Source organism: Bacillus sp. 11B20 (assembly GCF_056098985.1).
In genome coordinates this window covers 160,155-174,535 of sequence record NZ_JBLZWZ010000009.1, presented here as the reverse complement: position 1 = coordinate 174,535, position 14,381 = coordinate 160,155, and the positions used below count along the sequence as shown (strand labels likewise).

The following is a 14,381-nucleotide window of genomic DNA, read 5'->3' as shown; positions in this document are numbered from 1 at the left end:
AAATGGATGGCTAAAAAAATGCCAGATGTTGGTGAATATAAATACGGCTTTTCTGATAAAGACGTTTCCATTTTCCGTTCAGAGCGCGGACTGACAAAAGAGATCGTTGAAGAAATTTCTCGTATGAAAGAAGAGCCTCAGTGGATGCTCGACTTCCGTTTGAAATCTCTTGAGCACTTTTACAACATGCCGATGCCACAATGGGGCGGAGATTTAAATGCATTAAACTTTGATGAAATTACGTACTACGTAAAGCCATCTGAGCGCTCTGAGCGTTCTTGGGATGAAGTACCAGAAGAAATCAAACAAACCTTTGATAAGCTTGGTATCCCAGAAGCAGAGCAAAAATATTTAGCAGGTGTATCTGCTCAGTATGAATCTGAAGTTGTGTATCACAACATGAAACAAGATCTTGAAGATCTAGGAATTGTGTTTAAAGATACAGACAGCGCATTAAAAGAGAACGAAGACATCTTCCGTGAGCACTGGGCAAAAGTCATTCCTCCGACTGACAACAAATTTGCTGCGCTTAACTCGGCTGTATGGTCTGGTGGGTCATTTATCTACGTACCAAAAGGCGTAAAAGTAGATACTCCACTTCAAGCATACTTCCGTATCAACTCTGAAAACATGGGTCAGTTTGAGCGTACACTGATCATCGTTGACGAAGGCGCACATGTGCATTACGTAGAAGGCTGTACGGCTCCAGTTTACACAACAAACTCACTTCACAGTGCGGTTGTTGAAATCATCGTCAAAAAAGGCGGCTACTGCCGTTATACAACGATTCAAAACTGGGCAAACAACGTCTTCAACCTTGTGACAAAACGTACGATTTGTGAAGAGAATGCAACAATGGAATGGATTGATGGAAACATCGGTTCTAAGCTGACAATGAAATACCCAGCAGTCATCCTAAAAGGTGAAGGCGCTCGTGGTATGACATTAAGTATTGCCCTTGCAGGTAAAGGTCAGCACCAAGATGCAGGTGCGAAAATGATTCACCTTGCACCAAACACATCTTCAACGATCGTATCAAAATCAATTTCGAAACAAGGCGGTAAAGTAACGTACCGCGGAATCGTTCACTTCGGACGCAAAGCAGAAGGTGCACGCTCAAACATCGAGTGTGACACACTCATCATGGATAACAAATCAACATCTGATACGATCCCTTACAATGAAATCTTAAACGACAACATTTCATTAGAGCACGAAGCAAAAGTATCGAAAGTATCAGAAGAGCAGCTATTCTACTTGATGAGCCGCGGAATTTCTGAAGAAGAAGCAACAGAAATGATCGTTATGGGCTTCATCGAGCCATTCACAAAAGAACTGCCAATGGAATACGCCGTTGAAATGAACCGCTTGATTAAGTTTGAAATGGAAGGTTCTATTGGTTAATAAAGAATATTGATGCACAACGCTTTTTGAAGGCATTTAATTTCGAGTGATACCACTTGTTAATTAAGCCTTCATGGCGTTGTGTTTTTTTATGTGAATGTGGAGAGATATACAGTGTTCATCCTCAACAAATGGCTCTTATTCACATTCATGATGAAACGACAGATGTATTTAGTTCGTGAAGTCAGATCCATCCCTCCAATATCATCATCATTAAAGCCATCATATTTTTCTGTGGAATCAAACTTATTTCTAAATGAACATAAATACTTGCAACATTTAAATTAGTACTGTATAGTTCTAATTATGACAAAGGTAAAATTAATGAATCAAAAACGTGTGCTTGAAGTAGCTGCAACATTATTTTTGGAAAAAGGGTTTGCTTATACAAGTATGGATGAATTGGTACGTGTAAGCAAAGTGTCAAAGTCTAATGTGTATTATCACTTTTCTAATAAGGAGGAATTATTAGCAGGGGTCGTTGATTATTGGATTGACATGTATCAAGCTGCAATAGACGACGTAATTTCTCAGACCCAATTTTCAGTTGAAGATCGTATCCAACTGTTTTTAAAGCAATTATCACAAGGCGTTCAGTCGAGAGAGTATAAGGGCGGCTGTCCATTTATTACTCTTTATATTCAAAGTCCTGCACAGGCCACGCAAATAAAAGAAAAAATAGGTCTTTTTTTCACAGGATTACAAAAGAAAGTTTCTCTATTACTGAAACAAGGTGTAGAGAGCGGGGAATTCCGAAATACGATTCATATTGATGAGGTGGCATCACTTTTTATTACAAATCTTGAAGGAGCGTTATTTATTTCAGAAACATTGAAGGATGCCACTGTCATCACAAAAACAGCAGATCATTTATTTAACTTGCTTCGATAAAGAAGCATTTTTTTTACATCAAATTAGTACTAAGTAGTACTAAAAAGGAGACTTTATATGAAAACAGTATTTTTAACAGGTGGAACAGGCTTTATTGGAAAGCAATTAGTCGAAGAATTAGCCAAAGAGGATGTGAACATTCTTCTTTTAGTGAGGTCGAAAAGTAAAGCAACACGTATTTTTCAAGAAAGAGGCATTTTAAAACAGGAAGTGATGCACTTTATTGAAGGTGATTTAACGAAAGTAGATTTAGGTCTAAGTGCTAAAGATATGGAGATGGTGTTGAAAACGGATGTGCTGATTCACGCAGGAGGCCCCATGGATATTCAAGCGACAAGTAACGAGGCAGCTTCCGTCTTTTTAAATGGCGCCAAATATATTGGTGAATTAGCTAAAAGTATTCATCAATTGAAGGGCTTGCAGCATTTTATTCATGTTGTCGGTTATATGAGTCCCTTTGATGATGAAAATAGCAGGATTGCCATTGATGTGTTTAAAGAAGGAAACAATTATTTGAAAATCAAAAATCCATATGAGAGAACAAAATTTTTAGCAGACCTTTATATCCGTCAACAGGCCACAGCACTAGGTTATCCGCTGTCTGTCATTAATCCGCCAACTATAGTCGGCAGTAGTAAAACAGGGAGTACAGAGCAGATAGCAGGATTAGGTTTGCTTGTGACGAGTATACGAAGAGGGCTCATGCCGGTGATTCCTGGAGGTAAGGGATATAGGCTGCCACTTTGCAAAATTTATTGTGCAGGTTCTCAGGATCGAACAGCCGGCTATTCAAACATATACACTTGTTGAAGACAAAGAGAACGATCCGAACATTGCTGAATTATTAAGTGTGATGTCGGAAAGTATGAATATGAGGGCACCCAAAATCTCTGTCCCAATGCCGCTTATGAAAACAATAATGAAAAGTGGAGTAAGTAAAATAACAAACATTCCTTCTGATGGACTCAATTTTATGACTAAACGAACATTTTCAAATGCTTCAGTGAAAAACATAATGGGAGGGTATTGGTTTAAGAAGACGAGTGTCATGAACTTTATCCCTGCCGTAGTAGCTGATCTGGATTATCGAATGATGGATCAACATGGTGAGCATTATCATGTATTTGAGCGAACATTATGCGATAACAACACCCTTTACCAATTACAAGGAGAAGGGAAACCGTTTATTTTATTACATGGTTTATTGAGTGATGGAGAGGATTTATTTCCTTTAGCGCAAGAGCTTCATGAAAAAACGGGTCAACCTGTATGGATCTTGGATCTTCCTGGCTTGGGACGATCTCCTTTTAAACGAGAGAAAAACCTTCTAGATATCTACTTGAATGTAGTGAAAAAGTTATTTGAGAAAGCGACAAATGGTGCACATCTCATTGGTCATTCATTCGGTGCATTTATCTTACTTGAAGCATTGGGACAAGGGTACATAGATAAGAAGTATTCAATCACTTTACTTCAGCCGCCTGTTGCTAAAGAAAATGCTAAATCGCTAAATGTTCCACAATGGATGAACAAATGGACATTAAAATTAGCAACTTCTAAAATGATAGAGCGTTATTTATTAAGTAATGGTTTGTTTGAAAGGACGGAGAGCATCCCTGAACATTATATTGAAAAAATCAGAAACAGCTTTACTTCTCCTAGAATTTTAAATACGACGGTTCAGCTTAGCCATTTACTATTGAAAAACGATCACGGTGATTTCAATGAAGCAACAAAGCATAATCTTCACATGATTTGGGGGGAGTATGACAAAGGCTATTCTGCTCCATCGCATCTTGGTAAGGTTGATTTAGTTCCGTATGGCCATCATTTTCCTCTTAGCCATCCGCGTGAAACGGCAGTATTGGTTATAAATAATAGTCTTACTAGCAGTTGAGAATGTGGCATAAATAAAGTATGTCGTAATTGAAATGAAGTCGCAGTGCTTGGGGTCTCGCCGATGTACATCAACTGAAAGATTTTATAGCACCCTAAAACGAAAAAGGTGATTTTTATCAAAAAATGCACGATTTTTCGTTTTGGGTCTTTTTGATTAAATAGAAGTTAACTAGGTGCATAAAACTCCTCTAAGGTTTTCGTCATATCATCAGATGCGGATTGTAAGATGGCATCTTGCTCTAAAATCGCTGTTCCTTGTGCTCGGACAATATGAAATTGTTGAAAGCCCATCAAGTTTTGGAATATTTCTTTTAGGTAATGATGTGAAAATTCCAGAGGTGTATATCGATCGTTATTTGTGAAAATTGAGCCGCTTGCTTGAAGTAAAAGTACACGATAATCGTCAGTCATCAGACCAACAGAACCACTTTCTGTATATTTGAACGTTTCTCTCGCAATAAAGATATTATCTATATAATCTTTCATTCGTGAAGTCACATTGAAATTATGAACAGGTGACACGATCACAATTCGATGATGTGCTTTGAATTGAGCCAATAAAGCAGATGAAGCAGCGGCGATTTTTTCCTCGGCAGCCGTTAATGCTTGTTTGGATGCTTGCTTATCCCAAATTCCTAGCAGCTGTTCTTTTTCGATACGAGGGATTTCAGTTCCATATAAATGTAAAATGGTTGGTTCTTCATGAGGAAACCTTTCTTTAAATTGTGTTAAAAATAGTGTTTGCAGTTTGTTTGAATAACTTTCTCGATGAGTGAAATCTGGGTGCGCGTTAATGATTAATGTTTGCATGTACATGCTCCTTTTCTTTTGATAAGCTGAGTATAAATGATAAAGGTGACAAAAGAAGTCACCTTTTTAAGAGGGAAACAAATGAAAAAATCAGAACGATTAAACCAAGAACTTATTTTTTTAAGTGATAAACACTCTTTTCAGTTAAAGGAGTTACAATCCGAATTTGGCATTTCTAAAAGGACGGCTTTAAGGGATATAGAAGAGCTAGAGTCAATGGGCTTAGCTTTTTACGTTGAAAATGGCAGACACGGAGGATATCGATTGGTTAATCAATCTCCATTGGTTCCTATTTATTTCAATATAGAAGAAGTCCAAGCTATTTTTTTCGCTCTTAAAGCGCTAGACCTGGTGTCAGCAACACCATTTAAAAAATCCTACTCACAAATTCGGCAAAAGTTGTTTGCCACAATGTCTGATGAGAGAAAGCAAATGATTACGGAGACTTTGGATGTGATTCATTACTATAATGTCGCACCAGTTAGTGAACAAAATCATTTGGAATTGATTTTACAGGCGATAATGGAAGATCAAATAGTGAAGATGACTTACACTCAATATGAAAATAAATGGATGAGGCTGCAATTTCTTGAGTTGTTTTATCGAAATGGCATTTGGTTTACTCAAGCATATGATGTTCAAAATAAAAAGTGGGGCATCTATAGATGTGACTTTATGAAGGACATGATGATTGAAGAAGAAATCAGAGATACATTTACGAAGGAAGAATTAAAAGAACTGCAACTCGCGTACGAAAAAACTTATCATGATATCTCATTTAAATGTCGATTAACGGAACAAGGAAAAGAAAAGTTTTTGAAGAATCATTACCCGAATATGAAATTGGAGATCGTTGATCATATTCCTTATATTGTGGGTGGGTACAATCAAGAAGAATTATCGTATATGACACACTATTTGATGTCATTCGGGAAACATGTGAAAATTGAATACCCAGATGAATTGAAAGAAAGTTATTTGAATCAATTGCGAGAAGTGATTGACCAGTATTGAATCACAAAAAACTAATATACTACAGAAAAGGCGAACCATTAAAGTTCGCCTTTTCTCACTCTTTTTAACTACTATGATGTCAGTTACTTCGCCACATGCATTGTGCTTGTTTTCGATTTATCATCGACCTTCCCATACGTCAGCTGACGCCAAATAAACTCCATCGGACCATATTTAAACCGCTTTAACCATAGTGTACTGAAGAGCACTAGGAAGACATAAACCCCCAGCCCAATCATGAACGTGCCAGCTGGCTGAAGATGATTGGCAAGTCCGGCTCCATATTTCAGAAATAGCATTGTGCCAATGATGGAGTGAAACAAATAACAGGTCAGTGACATGCGTCCGACTTTGGTAAAGACCATCAAAGCACCTCGCAGCTGAGGGACGTGAAGAAACAGCATCGCAAGTGTACTCATATAGAACATACTGCCTGTTAATCCGCCGTTTTGTTCAAGGGCAGAGGCTATGTTCATCCAGAGTGTATTTTCAAAAGGATTGACAGCTGTAATGATCGTACTGCTTTGTGTAATCAGAAATGCGATTGTGAAAATGATCCAAATGCGATTCCAAATCGCTTTTTTCGCCTCCATGTTTTTGAAAAACTCCATTTTCACAAAATAAACACCAAGTAAAAACATGAAGAACATAGAATAGATGGTAGAAAAAGAACTGGAAGCCATTGTGACCATATCTGTCCACCGATCACCAATAGATGCTAAATAAGTCAGACTGTTGTGGCTGGTCAGCTCGAAATCAGCAAAATCCGGCTTGCCTGATGCTGTGTTCATGGTATTGAACAGCATCGTGAAAATAGGTGTGAGCAATTGAATCACAAAGAGTGTGATCAGCCAGTATAGGATGGTTTTGGCTGTTCGTTTGTAAAAGAAAAGCAATAAAAAGCCAGCGACTGCATAATAGGCCAAAATGTCACCAATCCAAACAAAGGTCAAATGCAGAAGGCCAAATCCTAAGAGAATGGTTAACCTGCGTGCAAACAGTTTGGTTGGGCTGTCCACCTTCTGAGCAGCTCGGTCCATAAAAATCATAAAACCAACCCCGAATAGAAAGGAAAACAGTGTAATGAATTTCCCCGAGGCAAACCAATTCACCACATTGTGAAAGACATCATTTGACTCCATGTCAAATCCCTTGGCCGAATCCACGATCAAAAAGTAATTGACTAGAATAATCCCCATTAAGGCGAATCCTCGTACGATGTCCAAGAAATGAACCCTTTCTCGCAGACTCATCGGTTGTCCGTGTGCTACTTTGTTTGCATTCATATCCGTGCCCCTTTTCCTGTTATGATAAATGTGATTTGGATCGAACCATTGATCCTTACAATGAATCAATATATAGATCAATTCTTAACAAATTATGAAGAAGTGAATTTTTGGAAATGGATGTGTCCATTTGATGGCAGATTCTTAAATTCATAAACTGTTAAGGTTTATGCTGTATCTTTTCACATAGCTAGATGATATATAGTAAAGACATAAAAGAAAGAGCAACACATTACATGAGGTGAGAGACATGACCCATCGAATATTAGTCGTAGAAGATGATCAGGATATTGGTGACCTTCTTCAGGAATCCCTTTCACGTGCAGGATATGAGGTGCTAAGAGCGATGAATGGCGAGCAAGCATTGAAGCTTGTGGATGACTCGCTCGATTTGGTGATTTTAGATGTGATGATGCCTGGGCTCTCAGGCATCGAAACATGCCAGCACATAAGAGCCTCATCTAACGTTCCGATTCTATTTCTGACAGCCAAGTCGAGCACATTCGATAAAACTGAAGGATTACTTGCCGGTGGGGATGATTATATGACAAAGCCCTTCTCAGAAGAGGAGCTTCATGCTAGAGTCATTGCACAATTACGCAGGTATACCGTCTATCAGGAAAAGAAGGAGAAGGAAGAGACTTTTCTTGTTGGGGGTAAGCTGAAGGTAAGTGAAGAATTTAATGAAGTATGGAAAGAAAACCAGCAAATTAAGCTGTCTGATCTAGAATATCGGATGTTAAAGCTGCTCATGAGCAGGCGAAACAAAATATTTTCTGCTCAAAATATTTATGAAAGCGTGTGGGGACAGCCCTATTTCTATTGTTCCAACAATACGGTGATGGTGCATATTCGAAAGCTTCGTGCCAAAATTGAAGATGATCCTGCGCGTCCTGTATATATCAAAACTGAATGGGGAAGAGGATATCGATTTGGCACATCCACATCGTAAATATACACTGGCCAAAAAGCTGGCACTGTTGATTTTGGCGGCTGCAATCGTAAGTGGTATTGTCTTTTTGACGCTGCAAAAGATCACCAATGATTTGATCGATGGATATTTGAGTTCAGACGAGTATTACGAGCAGGAGTCAGCCAAGTATATTCAAAAATTCAGCCGCTACGTGTCTGAGAATGAGCTGTCTTCAACGGATCGAAAAGCGTTTGGCGAGTGGGTGAAAAAAGAGAATTACATTAATTTGACCATCTTCAATGATCAAGTGCTGCAATATGACTCTATTTATTCCGCTGCCGATGAATCGGCGTACGGAAAAGAAAGGATGACCCAGTACGCTAAGCATCATTCGTATCCGGTTCAGTTTAGCGACGGTAAAGGCCGCGTCATGGTGGATGGTTTCTATTCATCTCGTTACCACGATCTTGCCTTTACACTCGAGCTGCTCGGGGCGACGCTTATATTTCTCCTCATAGTTCTTCTTGGCATTCGCAAAAGTCTGCGCTACCTGCAAACGATTCATCAAGAGATTCACATTCTTGAAGGCGGAGAGCTGGACTATGAGATGACGGTAAAAGGGCATGATGAATTAGCGATGATTGCCAAAAGTATTGAGGATCTGCGAAAAGCCTTTTTGGACAAGCTTCAAGCCATTGATGACCTGCAAGAAGAGAGCCGCAGCTTGGTCACCGAAATGTCCCATGATATGAGGACACCGCTGACGTCGTTGATGATGAATCTGGAGTTTGCGAAAAAAGAAGAGACTGGAGCGGATACCCAAAAAGATCAATATATAGCGAGTGCCTACGGGAAAGCACTGCAATTAAAAAATCTGTCTGACAATCTGTTTGCCTATTTTCTGCTGGATAAAGAACATGAATCTGAGCTTGAGACCGTTGCAGTCAAAGAGGTGATTTACGATCTCCTGTCAGATCAAGTGGCCATTCTGCATCAAGAGAACTTTAAGGTTCATCTTTTAGGAGAGCTGCCTGACAGCTATATCAATGTGAATGTCGAGCTGCTTGGCCGAGTATTTGATAATGTGATGTCCAATTTAAGGAAATACGCAGATCCTAAAAAGGATATCAACCTCACGTTTTTATCCGATCAAGAAATCTTTGAGATCCATATCAGCAATGCGATAAACGAGACAAATGACACGCAGGAAAGTACTGGACTTGGTGAACGAAGCATCAAACGAATGATGTCCCGCATGCACGGGCAGTTTGAAAGTATAGAAAGGAACGATGTTTACTACATCGTGCTGCGATTTTGGAACATCAAAATGTAGAAAACAAATGAATATACTGGAATGGAGAGACAACTCAATGAAACGATTCAACAACTTCCAAAAGATACCTGATCTCTTACAAGGCCTTCTCAATATCTGTCTGTTCTTTTTGGCCATCGCTTTAAGTGTTCTCTTAATCAGTGAAACATGGTACATTGTCCAATTTGTTTATAAGACACTGTTCAATAAAGGAGAAAGCTATTATGGAATGCTTGGGGAACTGCTGATCTTCTTTATGTACTTTGAGTTTATTGCCTTAATTATTAAATACTTTAAATCTAACTTTCATTTTCCGCTTCGCTATTTTATTTATATAGGGATCACAGCAGTCATCCGTTTAATTATCATTGATCATGAAGAGGCGGTATCGACCTTCTGGTGGGCGCTGGCCATTCTTGCTATGACCTGTGCACTCTTTATCGCGAGCAAAAGAGATGCTGCTCAAGAGCATGAGGAAGTGAAGTAAGGAAAGAAGACGAACGATGGACGTTCGTCTTTTGTTCATTCATAAAGAGATGTACAGTATGATGAAAGGCGTTTGACAAAGCACCGACTTCATTGACATGTTCTTATGGTATGCTTTAGAAAAAGTAAGGCCTTCCCTCTGCAAGATATGAATGAATAGGATGCAGAGGAGGATGACTAATTCGGTTTAGTCATTCTCATTTCTGGCTAAAGGAGCGAAATCAATTGACACACACCAAGACAGAAGCATTCTCGTTTACAAGTATGCAGCAGGCAGCCCCTGTACATATTCCAGAAAGACAATTCATTTCATCACATGATGGTACAAGCCTTGCGTATTATCCATTTTTATCAGAAAAGAACACGCAGGCCAATGTGATCTTGATTCATGGCGGTGGTGCTCATAGTTTGGCTGGTTATGAGCATATCGCTTACACACTGCAACATGATTTTCACGTAAATGTATTTTTACTTGATCTAAGAGGCCATGGCCATTCACAAGGAAAAAAAGGGGATACACCTAGTGTCACGGATGTATGGCAAGATATGTCGCAGGTTGTGGATGCCATTAAACAGGATCATAAAGGTGCCATCTACCTTTGTGGCCATTCTTCGGGAGCAGGCCTGCTGCTTAACTACTTGTCTTGGCCCAAAAAAAGAGAAGTGGACGGTTACTTTTTCATCGCACCTGAATTTGGCTATAAGTCAGGTACTGCAAGGGCTGATCAAATTCCTTTTGCCACCGTTCAAGTATGGAAATTCATTCTGTCTGCGATGACAAAAGGGAGTCTGATGAGTCATTCTGAAGCCGTACGTTTTCACTATCCTGCATGGGTGGTCGAGCAGGATCCACTTCTATTGACGACCATCACTGTCAATCTATCTCTTGCCTTAACCCCATCTGCACCTAAAAAACAATTTGCGAAGATGGATCGGCCGTATGGCATGTTTGTAGGCAGCAAGGATGAGCTGTATGACGTCGAGACATTTCTTCCCTATCATGAACTGCCGAAAGAACCACTCAAAAAACAATCAGTCTATCAAGTGCTGGAAGGACATACCCATTTGTCGATTTTATTAGAAGCGGGAAAACAGATTGGCAGGACGATCCAAATGTGGAATCATCCTATTTTATAAGAACAACTAGTCAATACTCTCCCATTTTCTTAAAAATTTACATTGACACCATCCTTTTCTATGATAAAATCATAATGTGATAATGAGAATCGTTATCAAACGATATGACTACATATAGAATGGATAGGTGAGGTACATGTTCAAGAAATCTTTTTGGTCGCTATTAGTTGTGCTCTCCATCGTTTTACTTGCAGCTTGCGGCAGCAATAGCAGTAACGGCAAGTCAGATAGTAAAGAGAAAACAAGGACCGTTGAAAGCGCTATCGGTTCAACTGACAATATTAAGGATAAACCAAAGCGTATTGTGACACTGTACCAAGGAGCAACCGATGCAGCAGTCGCTATGGGCATTAAACCAGTGGGTGTTGTAGAATCTTGGCTTGAAGCACCTACGTATAAATATTTAAGAGATGACTTAAAGGATGTTAAAATTGTTGGGCAGGAAACACAGCCAAATTTAGAGGAAATTGAAAAGCTCAATCCTGATTTGATCATTGCATCGAAAATCCGCCATGAGCAAATTTTTGATCAGCTGCAAGAGATCGCTCCAACTGTTGCAACAGAAACAGTGTTCACCTTTAAAGATACAGTGAAGTTGATGGGTGAAGCGTTAAATCAGGAAGACAAATCAAAAGAATTGCTGACGAAGTGGGATGACCGCGTCGCTGACTTCAAAGAAAAAGCGAAAAAAGACATCAAAAACTGGCCAATGAGTGTGTCTGTGGTGAACTTCCGTGCAGACCATGCTAGAATCTATCAAACTGGTTTCGCAGGGTCGATTTTAACAGAGTTAGGCTTTAAAGGACCTAAGAATGTCAAAGATAAAAAGAAAGACATTATTACACTGACAGACAAAGAGAGCATTCCGCAAATGGATGCAGATGTGATCTATTACTTCATGGATGATCAAGATAAGGCGGTTGAGAAAGCATATAAAGAGTGGACGAGTCATCCTTTATGGAAGCAGCTTGACGCAGTGAAAGCGAAACAAGTGCATAAAGTAGATGAAATCACTTGGAACATGGGCGGCGGTATTATCGCTGCAAACATGATGCTTGATGATATTTACGATCGTCTAGGAATTGATAAATAAGTCATAACAGAGGAGAAAATGTGAACATACCATTTTCTCCTTTTTTCCATAACAGATTGAAAGCGGGAATCAGATGAGAAGTTTATTAAAAAAGGATTCAAGCAAGGCACTGCTTTTTGCTGGATTCATTGTGTTGATGTTGGTCTTTTTTTTGCTCAGTATTTCCCTTGGGCAAACCTCAATTTCCCTCAAAGCCACCATCCATGCTTTTCTTCAATTTGATGAATCGGATCCAAACAGTGTCATTGTCATGACATCCAGATTATCAAGAGCTTTAATCGCAACGGTCGTTGGATCTAGCCTGGCGATTTCAGGTGCACTCATGCAGGCATTGACGAGAAATCCGCTTGCGGCGCCTGATTTATTAGGAATTAATGCAGGTGGACTCTTTTTTATCGTGATTTCGATTGTTTTCTTTTCAACAGAGTCGTTAACAGGCTATATGTGGACAGCCTTTCTAGGCGCAGCGATTGCAGGGATGCTCGTTTTTCTATTGGGTTCCATTGGTAGAGATGGATTAACGCCAGTCAAAATTGTCCTTGCAGGAGCGGCGATATCTGCACTGTTTGCGTCTTTTACACAAGGTCTTTTAATCGTGAATGAACAGTCGATTCAAAGTATTTTGTTCTGGATGGCTGGTTCAGTGTCTGGAAGAAGCATTGATATGTTAATCCCTGTGTTACCTTATATTCTCGGTGCGACGATTGTGGCGCTGCTTCTAGGACGTTCTATTAATGTTCTTTTGTCAGGAGATGATATTGCCAAAGGACTTGGCCAGCGTACACTGCTGCTGAAAATCACGATGGGTGTACTCGTCGTCTTTTTAGCAGGTGGTTCGGTCGCTGTTGCCGGTTCAATTGGTTTTGTTGGTTTTCTTGTGCCGCATATTGTGAAAAAGCTTGTCGGACCTGACCACCGCTGGGTACTGCCGTATTGTGCCGTTGTGGGAGCGTCGCTTTTACTTGCCGCGGATCTGGCGGCTCGTTTTCTGATCATGCCGCAGGAAGTGCCGATTGGTGTCATGACGGCGGTAGCAGGAGCGCCTCTATTTGTTTATCTCGTGCGCAAGGGGTTGAAGACAGGTGGCTAAAACATATACAGTGCGTTCTAAAGGCGGGCGCATTTCATTTCAATTTTCAAAGCGGACGTTTTTGATTTTACTTTTATTGACGGCCATTTCCTTTGGTTTATTTATTCTCAGTCTCAGTATGGGAAGCCGGTTCATTCAGCCGGTGGATGTTCTGCTTCATTTAATCGGTCAGGGAGAGGGAAATTCCTTTGTGTTAAATACGCTGAGGATTCCACGAACGCTGCTGGCTGTCTTAGTCGGAGCCTCGCTTGCGGTATCAGGGCTTATTTTGCAAGGATTGATTCGCAACCCGCTGGCCTCACCTGACATTATTGGGATTACGAGTGGTGCTTCGTTTGGTGCGATTATGTTCATCGTCTTTTGGATGGGTACTGTGCCTATTGCTTATCAATCCTTATGGGCGATTGCAGGTGCTTTTGCGGTATCGTGCCTGATCTATTTGCTGTCTTGGAAAAAAGGGGTCAAACCGATCACACTTGTCCTAATGGGAATAGGGATTTCTGCCATTATGAAGGCATGTGTGACGTTTACGCTTGTTCTTAGTGATACGATGACAACGACAAAGTCTTACATCTGGCTGACGGGGAGCTTGTATGGTTCTACGATGAAAGACGTTACTGCGATGCTTCCTTGGGTGATGGTTATTTTACCGATTGTCATGGTGTTAGCAAGAACGATGAATGTAAAAGAACTTGGCGATGATCTTGCAACAGGTCTCGGGGTAAAAGTGCAGGCGAAACGATTATTCTTTCTCCTGATGAGTGTGACATTGGCTGGTGTTGCAGTCGCATTTGCAGGCGGCATTGAATTTGTTGGACTCATGGCGCCGCACGTTGCACGGATGATCATTGGACGTTCATTCATAGCGCTTGTCCCAGCATCTGCGCTTGTTGGAAGTATTCTCGTGATGCTGGCTGATCTTGTGGCTAGAACCGCATTTCTACCGTTAGACGTCCCAGCAGGTGTATTTACGGCAGCTATTGGTGCACCGTTCTTTATTTATTTGTTATATCAACAGCGCAATCGATAAACAGAAGATGGGGGTT

General features: G+C 40.2%; 12 protein-coding genes and 1 pseudogene. 11 read left to right on the top strand and 2 right to left on the bottom strand.

The window, feature by feature from the left end:
• The first annotated feature begins 6 nt into the window (after window positions 1-6).
• The 3 genes and pseudogenes from sufB to ACN6NB_RS15040 all read left to right on the top strand — a co-directional run bounded on the left by sufB (window position 7) and on the right by ACN6NB_RS15040 (window position 4,192).
• The gene (gene sufB / locus ACN6NB_RS15050) at window positions 7-1,404 is read left to right on the top strand and encodes a Fe-S cluster assembly protein SufB (protein ID WP_017368012.1); all 1,398 of its coding nucleotides are present in this window, start codon (window positions 7-9) and stop codon (window positions 1,402-1,404) included.
• 324 nt (window positions 1,405-1,728) lie between these two features.
• Window positions 1,729-2,295 carry a TetR/AcrR family transcriptional regulator gene (locus ACN6NB_RS15045; RefSeq protein WP_058838126.1) on the top strand — a complete coding sequence of 189 codons (567 nt, stop codon included), beginning with the start codon at window positions 1,729-1,731 and terminating at the stop codon, window positions 2,293-2,295.
• Between the two features lie 57 nt (window positions 2,296-2,352).
• A pseudogene (locus tag ACN6NB_RS15040) lies at window positions 2,353-4,192 on the top strand (alpha/beta fold hydrolase).
• A 167-nt stretch (window positions 4,193-4,359) separates the two neighbouring features.
• Here the strand turns inward: ACN6NB_RS15040 and ACN6NB_RS15035 are convergent.
• Window positions 4,360-5,004 carry an FMN-dependent NADH-azoreductase gene (locus ACN6NB_RS15035; protein WP_126682292.1) on the bottom strand — a complete coding sequence of 215 codons (645 nt, stop codon included), beginning with the start codon at window positions 5,002-5,004 and terminating at the stop codon, window positions 4,360-4,362.
• Between the two features lie 81 nt (window positions 5,005-5,085).
• On the opposite strand from ACN6NB_RS15035, the gene ACN6NB_RS15030 reads away from it, so the two are divergent.
• A complete protein-coding gene (locus ACN6NB_RS15030) occupies window positions 5,086-6,018 on the top strand; it encodes a helix-turn-helix transcriptional regulator (protein ID WP_144490133.1) in 933 nt (310 codons plus the stop codon).
• An 83-nt stretch (window positions 6,019-6,101) separates the two neighbouring features.
• Here the strand turns inward: ACN6NB_RS15030 and ACN6NB_RS15025 are convergent, their stop codons facing one another.
• On the bottom strand, window positions 6,102-7,304 hold the full coding sequence (locus ACN6NB_RS15025; protein WP_144490135.1) for a DUF418 domain-containing protein: 1,203 nt from the start codon (window positions 7,302-7,304) through the stop codon (window positions 6,102-6,104).
• A gap of 250 nt (window positions 7,305-7,554) precedes the next feature.
• Between ACN6NB_RS15025 and ACN6NB_RS15020 the strand changes: the two genes are divergently transcribed.
• The 7 genes from ACN6NB_RS15020 (at window position 7,555) to ACN6NB_RS14990 (ending at window position 14,365) form a co-directional block, all read left to right on the top strand.
• On the top strand, window positions 7,555-8,256 hold the full coding sequence (locus tag ACN6NB_RS15020; RefSeq protein WP_144490137.1) for a response regulator transcription factor: 702 nt from the start codon (window positions 7,555-7,557) through the stop codon (window positions 8,254-8,256).
• Window positions 8,237-9,550 (top strand): HAMP domain-containing sensor histidine kinase, encoded by a 1,314-nt coding sequence (locus ACN6NB_RS15015; RefSeq protein WP_144490139.1) that lies wholly within the window; start codon window positions 8,237-8,239, stop codon window positions 9,548-9,550. The genes ACN6NB_RS15020 and ACN6NB_RS15015 overlap by 20 nt, the downstream gene beginning before the upstream one ends.
• A 37-nt stretch (window positions 9,551-9,587) precedes the next feature.
• Window positions 9,588-10,016 carry a phosphate-starvation-inducible protein PsiE gene (psiE, locus tag ACN6NB_RS15010; protein WP_039181241.1) on the top strand — a complete coding sequence of 143 codons (429 nt, stop codon included), beginning with the start codon at window positions 9,588-9,590 and terminating at the stop codon, window positions 10,014-10,016.
• A gap of 224 nt (window positions 10,017-10,240) precedes the next feature.
• Window positions 10,241-11,152 (top strand): alpha/beta hydrolase, encoded by a 912-nt coding sequence (locus ACN6NB_RS15005; protein ID WP_474253412.1) that lies wholly within the window; start codon window positions 10,241-10,243, stop codon window positions 11,150-11,152.
• A gap of 136 nt (window positions 11,153-11,288) precedes the next feature.
• Entirely contained in the window at window positions 11,289-12,245 is a 957-nt protein-coding gene (locus ACN6NB_RS15000) for an ABC transporter substrate-binding protein (RefSeq protein WP_474253411.1), read from the top strand.
• A gap of 73 nt (window positions 12,246-12,318) precedes the next feature.
• Window positions 12,319-13,335, top strand: a complete 1,017-nt coding sequence (locus ACN6NB_RS14995; RefSeq protein WP_047202444.1) for a FecCD family ABC transporter permease — start codon at window positions 12,319-12,321, stop codon at window positions 13,333-13,335.
• The gene (locus tag ACN6NB_RS14990; RefSeq protein ID WP_474253410.1) at window positions 13,328-14,365 is read left to right on the top strand and encodes a FecCD family ABC transporter permease; all 1,038 of its coding nucleotides are present in this window, start codon (window positions 13,328-13,330) and stop codon (window positions 14,363-14,365) included. The genes ACN6NB_RS14995 and ACN6NB_RS14990 overlap by 8 nt, the downstream gene beginning before the upstream one ends.
• Window positions 14,366-14,381 lie beyond the last annotated feature (16 nt).

What these genes read in the sequence shown, in the direction of transcription:
- sufB (WP_017368012.1), top strand. Translation starts at nt 7, where the DNA reads ATGGCTAAAAAAATGCCAGATGTTGGTGAATATAAATACGGCTTTTCT.
- ACN6NB_RS15045 (WP_058838126.1), top strand. Translation starts at nt 1,729, where the DNA reads ATGAATCAAAAACGTGTGCTTGAAGTAGCTGCAACATTATTTTTGGAA.
- ACN6NB_RS15035 (WP_126682292.1), bottom strand. Translation starts at nt 5,004, where the DNA reads ATGCAAACATTAATCATTAACGCGCACCCAGATTTCACTCATCGAGAA.
- ACN6NB_RS15030 (WP_144490133.1), top strand. Translation starts at nt 5,086, where the DNA reads ATGAAAAAATCAGAACGATTAAACCAAGAACTTATTTTTTTAAGTGAT.
- ACN6NB_RS15025 (WP_144490135.1), bottom strand. Translation starts at nt 7,304, where the DNA reads ATGAATGCAAACAAAGTAGCACACGGACAACCGATGAGTCTGCGAGAA.
- ACN6NB_RS15020 (WP_144490137.1), top strand. Translation starts at nt 7,555, where the DNA reads ATGACCCATCGAATATTAGTCGTAGAAGATGATCAGGATATTGGTGAC.
- psiE (WP_039181241.1), top strand. Translation starts at nt 9,588, where the DNA reads ATGAAACGATTCAACAACTTCCAAAAGATACCTGATCTCTTACAAGGC.
- ACN6NB_RS15000 (WP_474253411.1), top strand. Translation starts at nt 11,289, where the DNA reads ATGTTCAAGAAATCTTTTTGGTCGCTATTAGTTGTGCTCTCCATCGTT.
- ACN6NB_RS14995 (WP_047202444.1), top strand. Translation starts at nt 12,319, where the DNA reads ATGAGAAGTTTATTAAAAAAGGATTCAAGCAAGGCACTGCTTTTTGCT.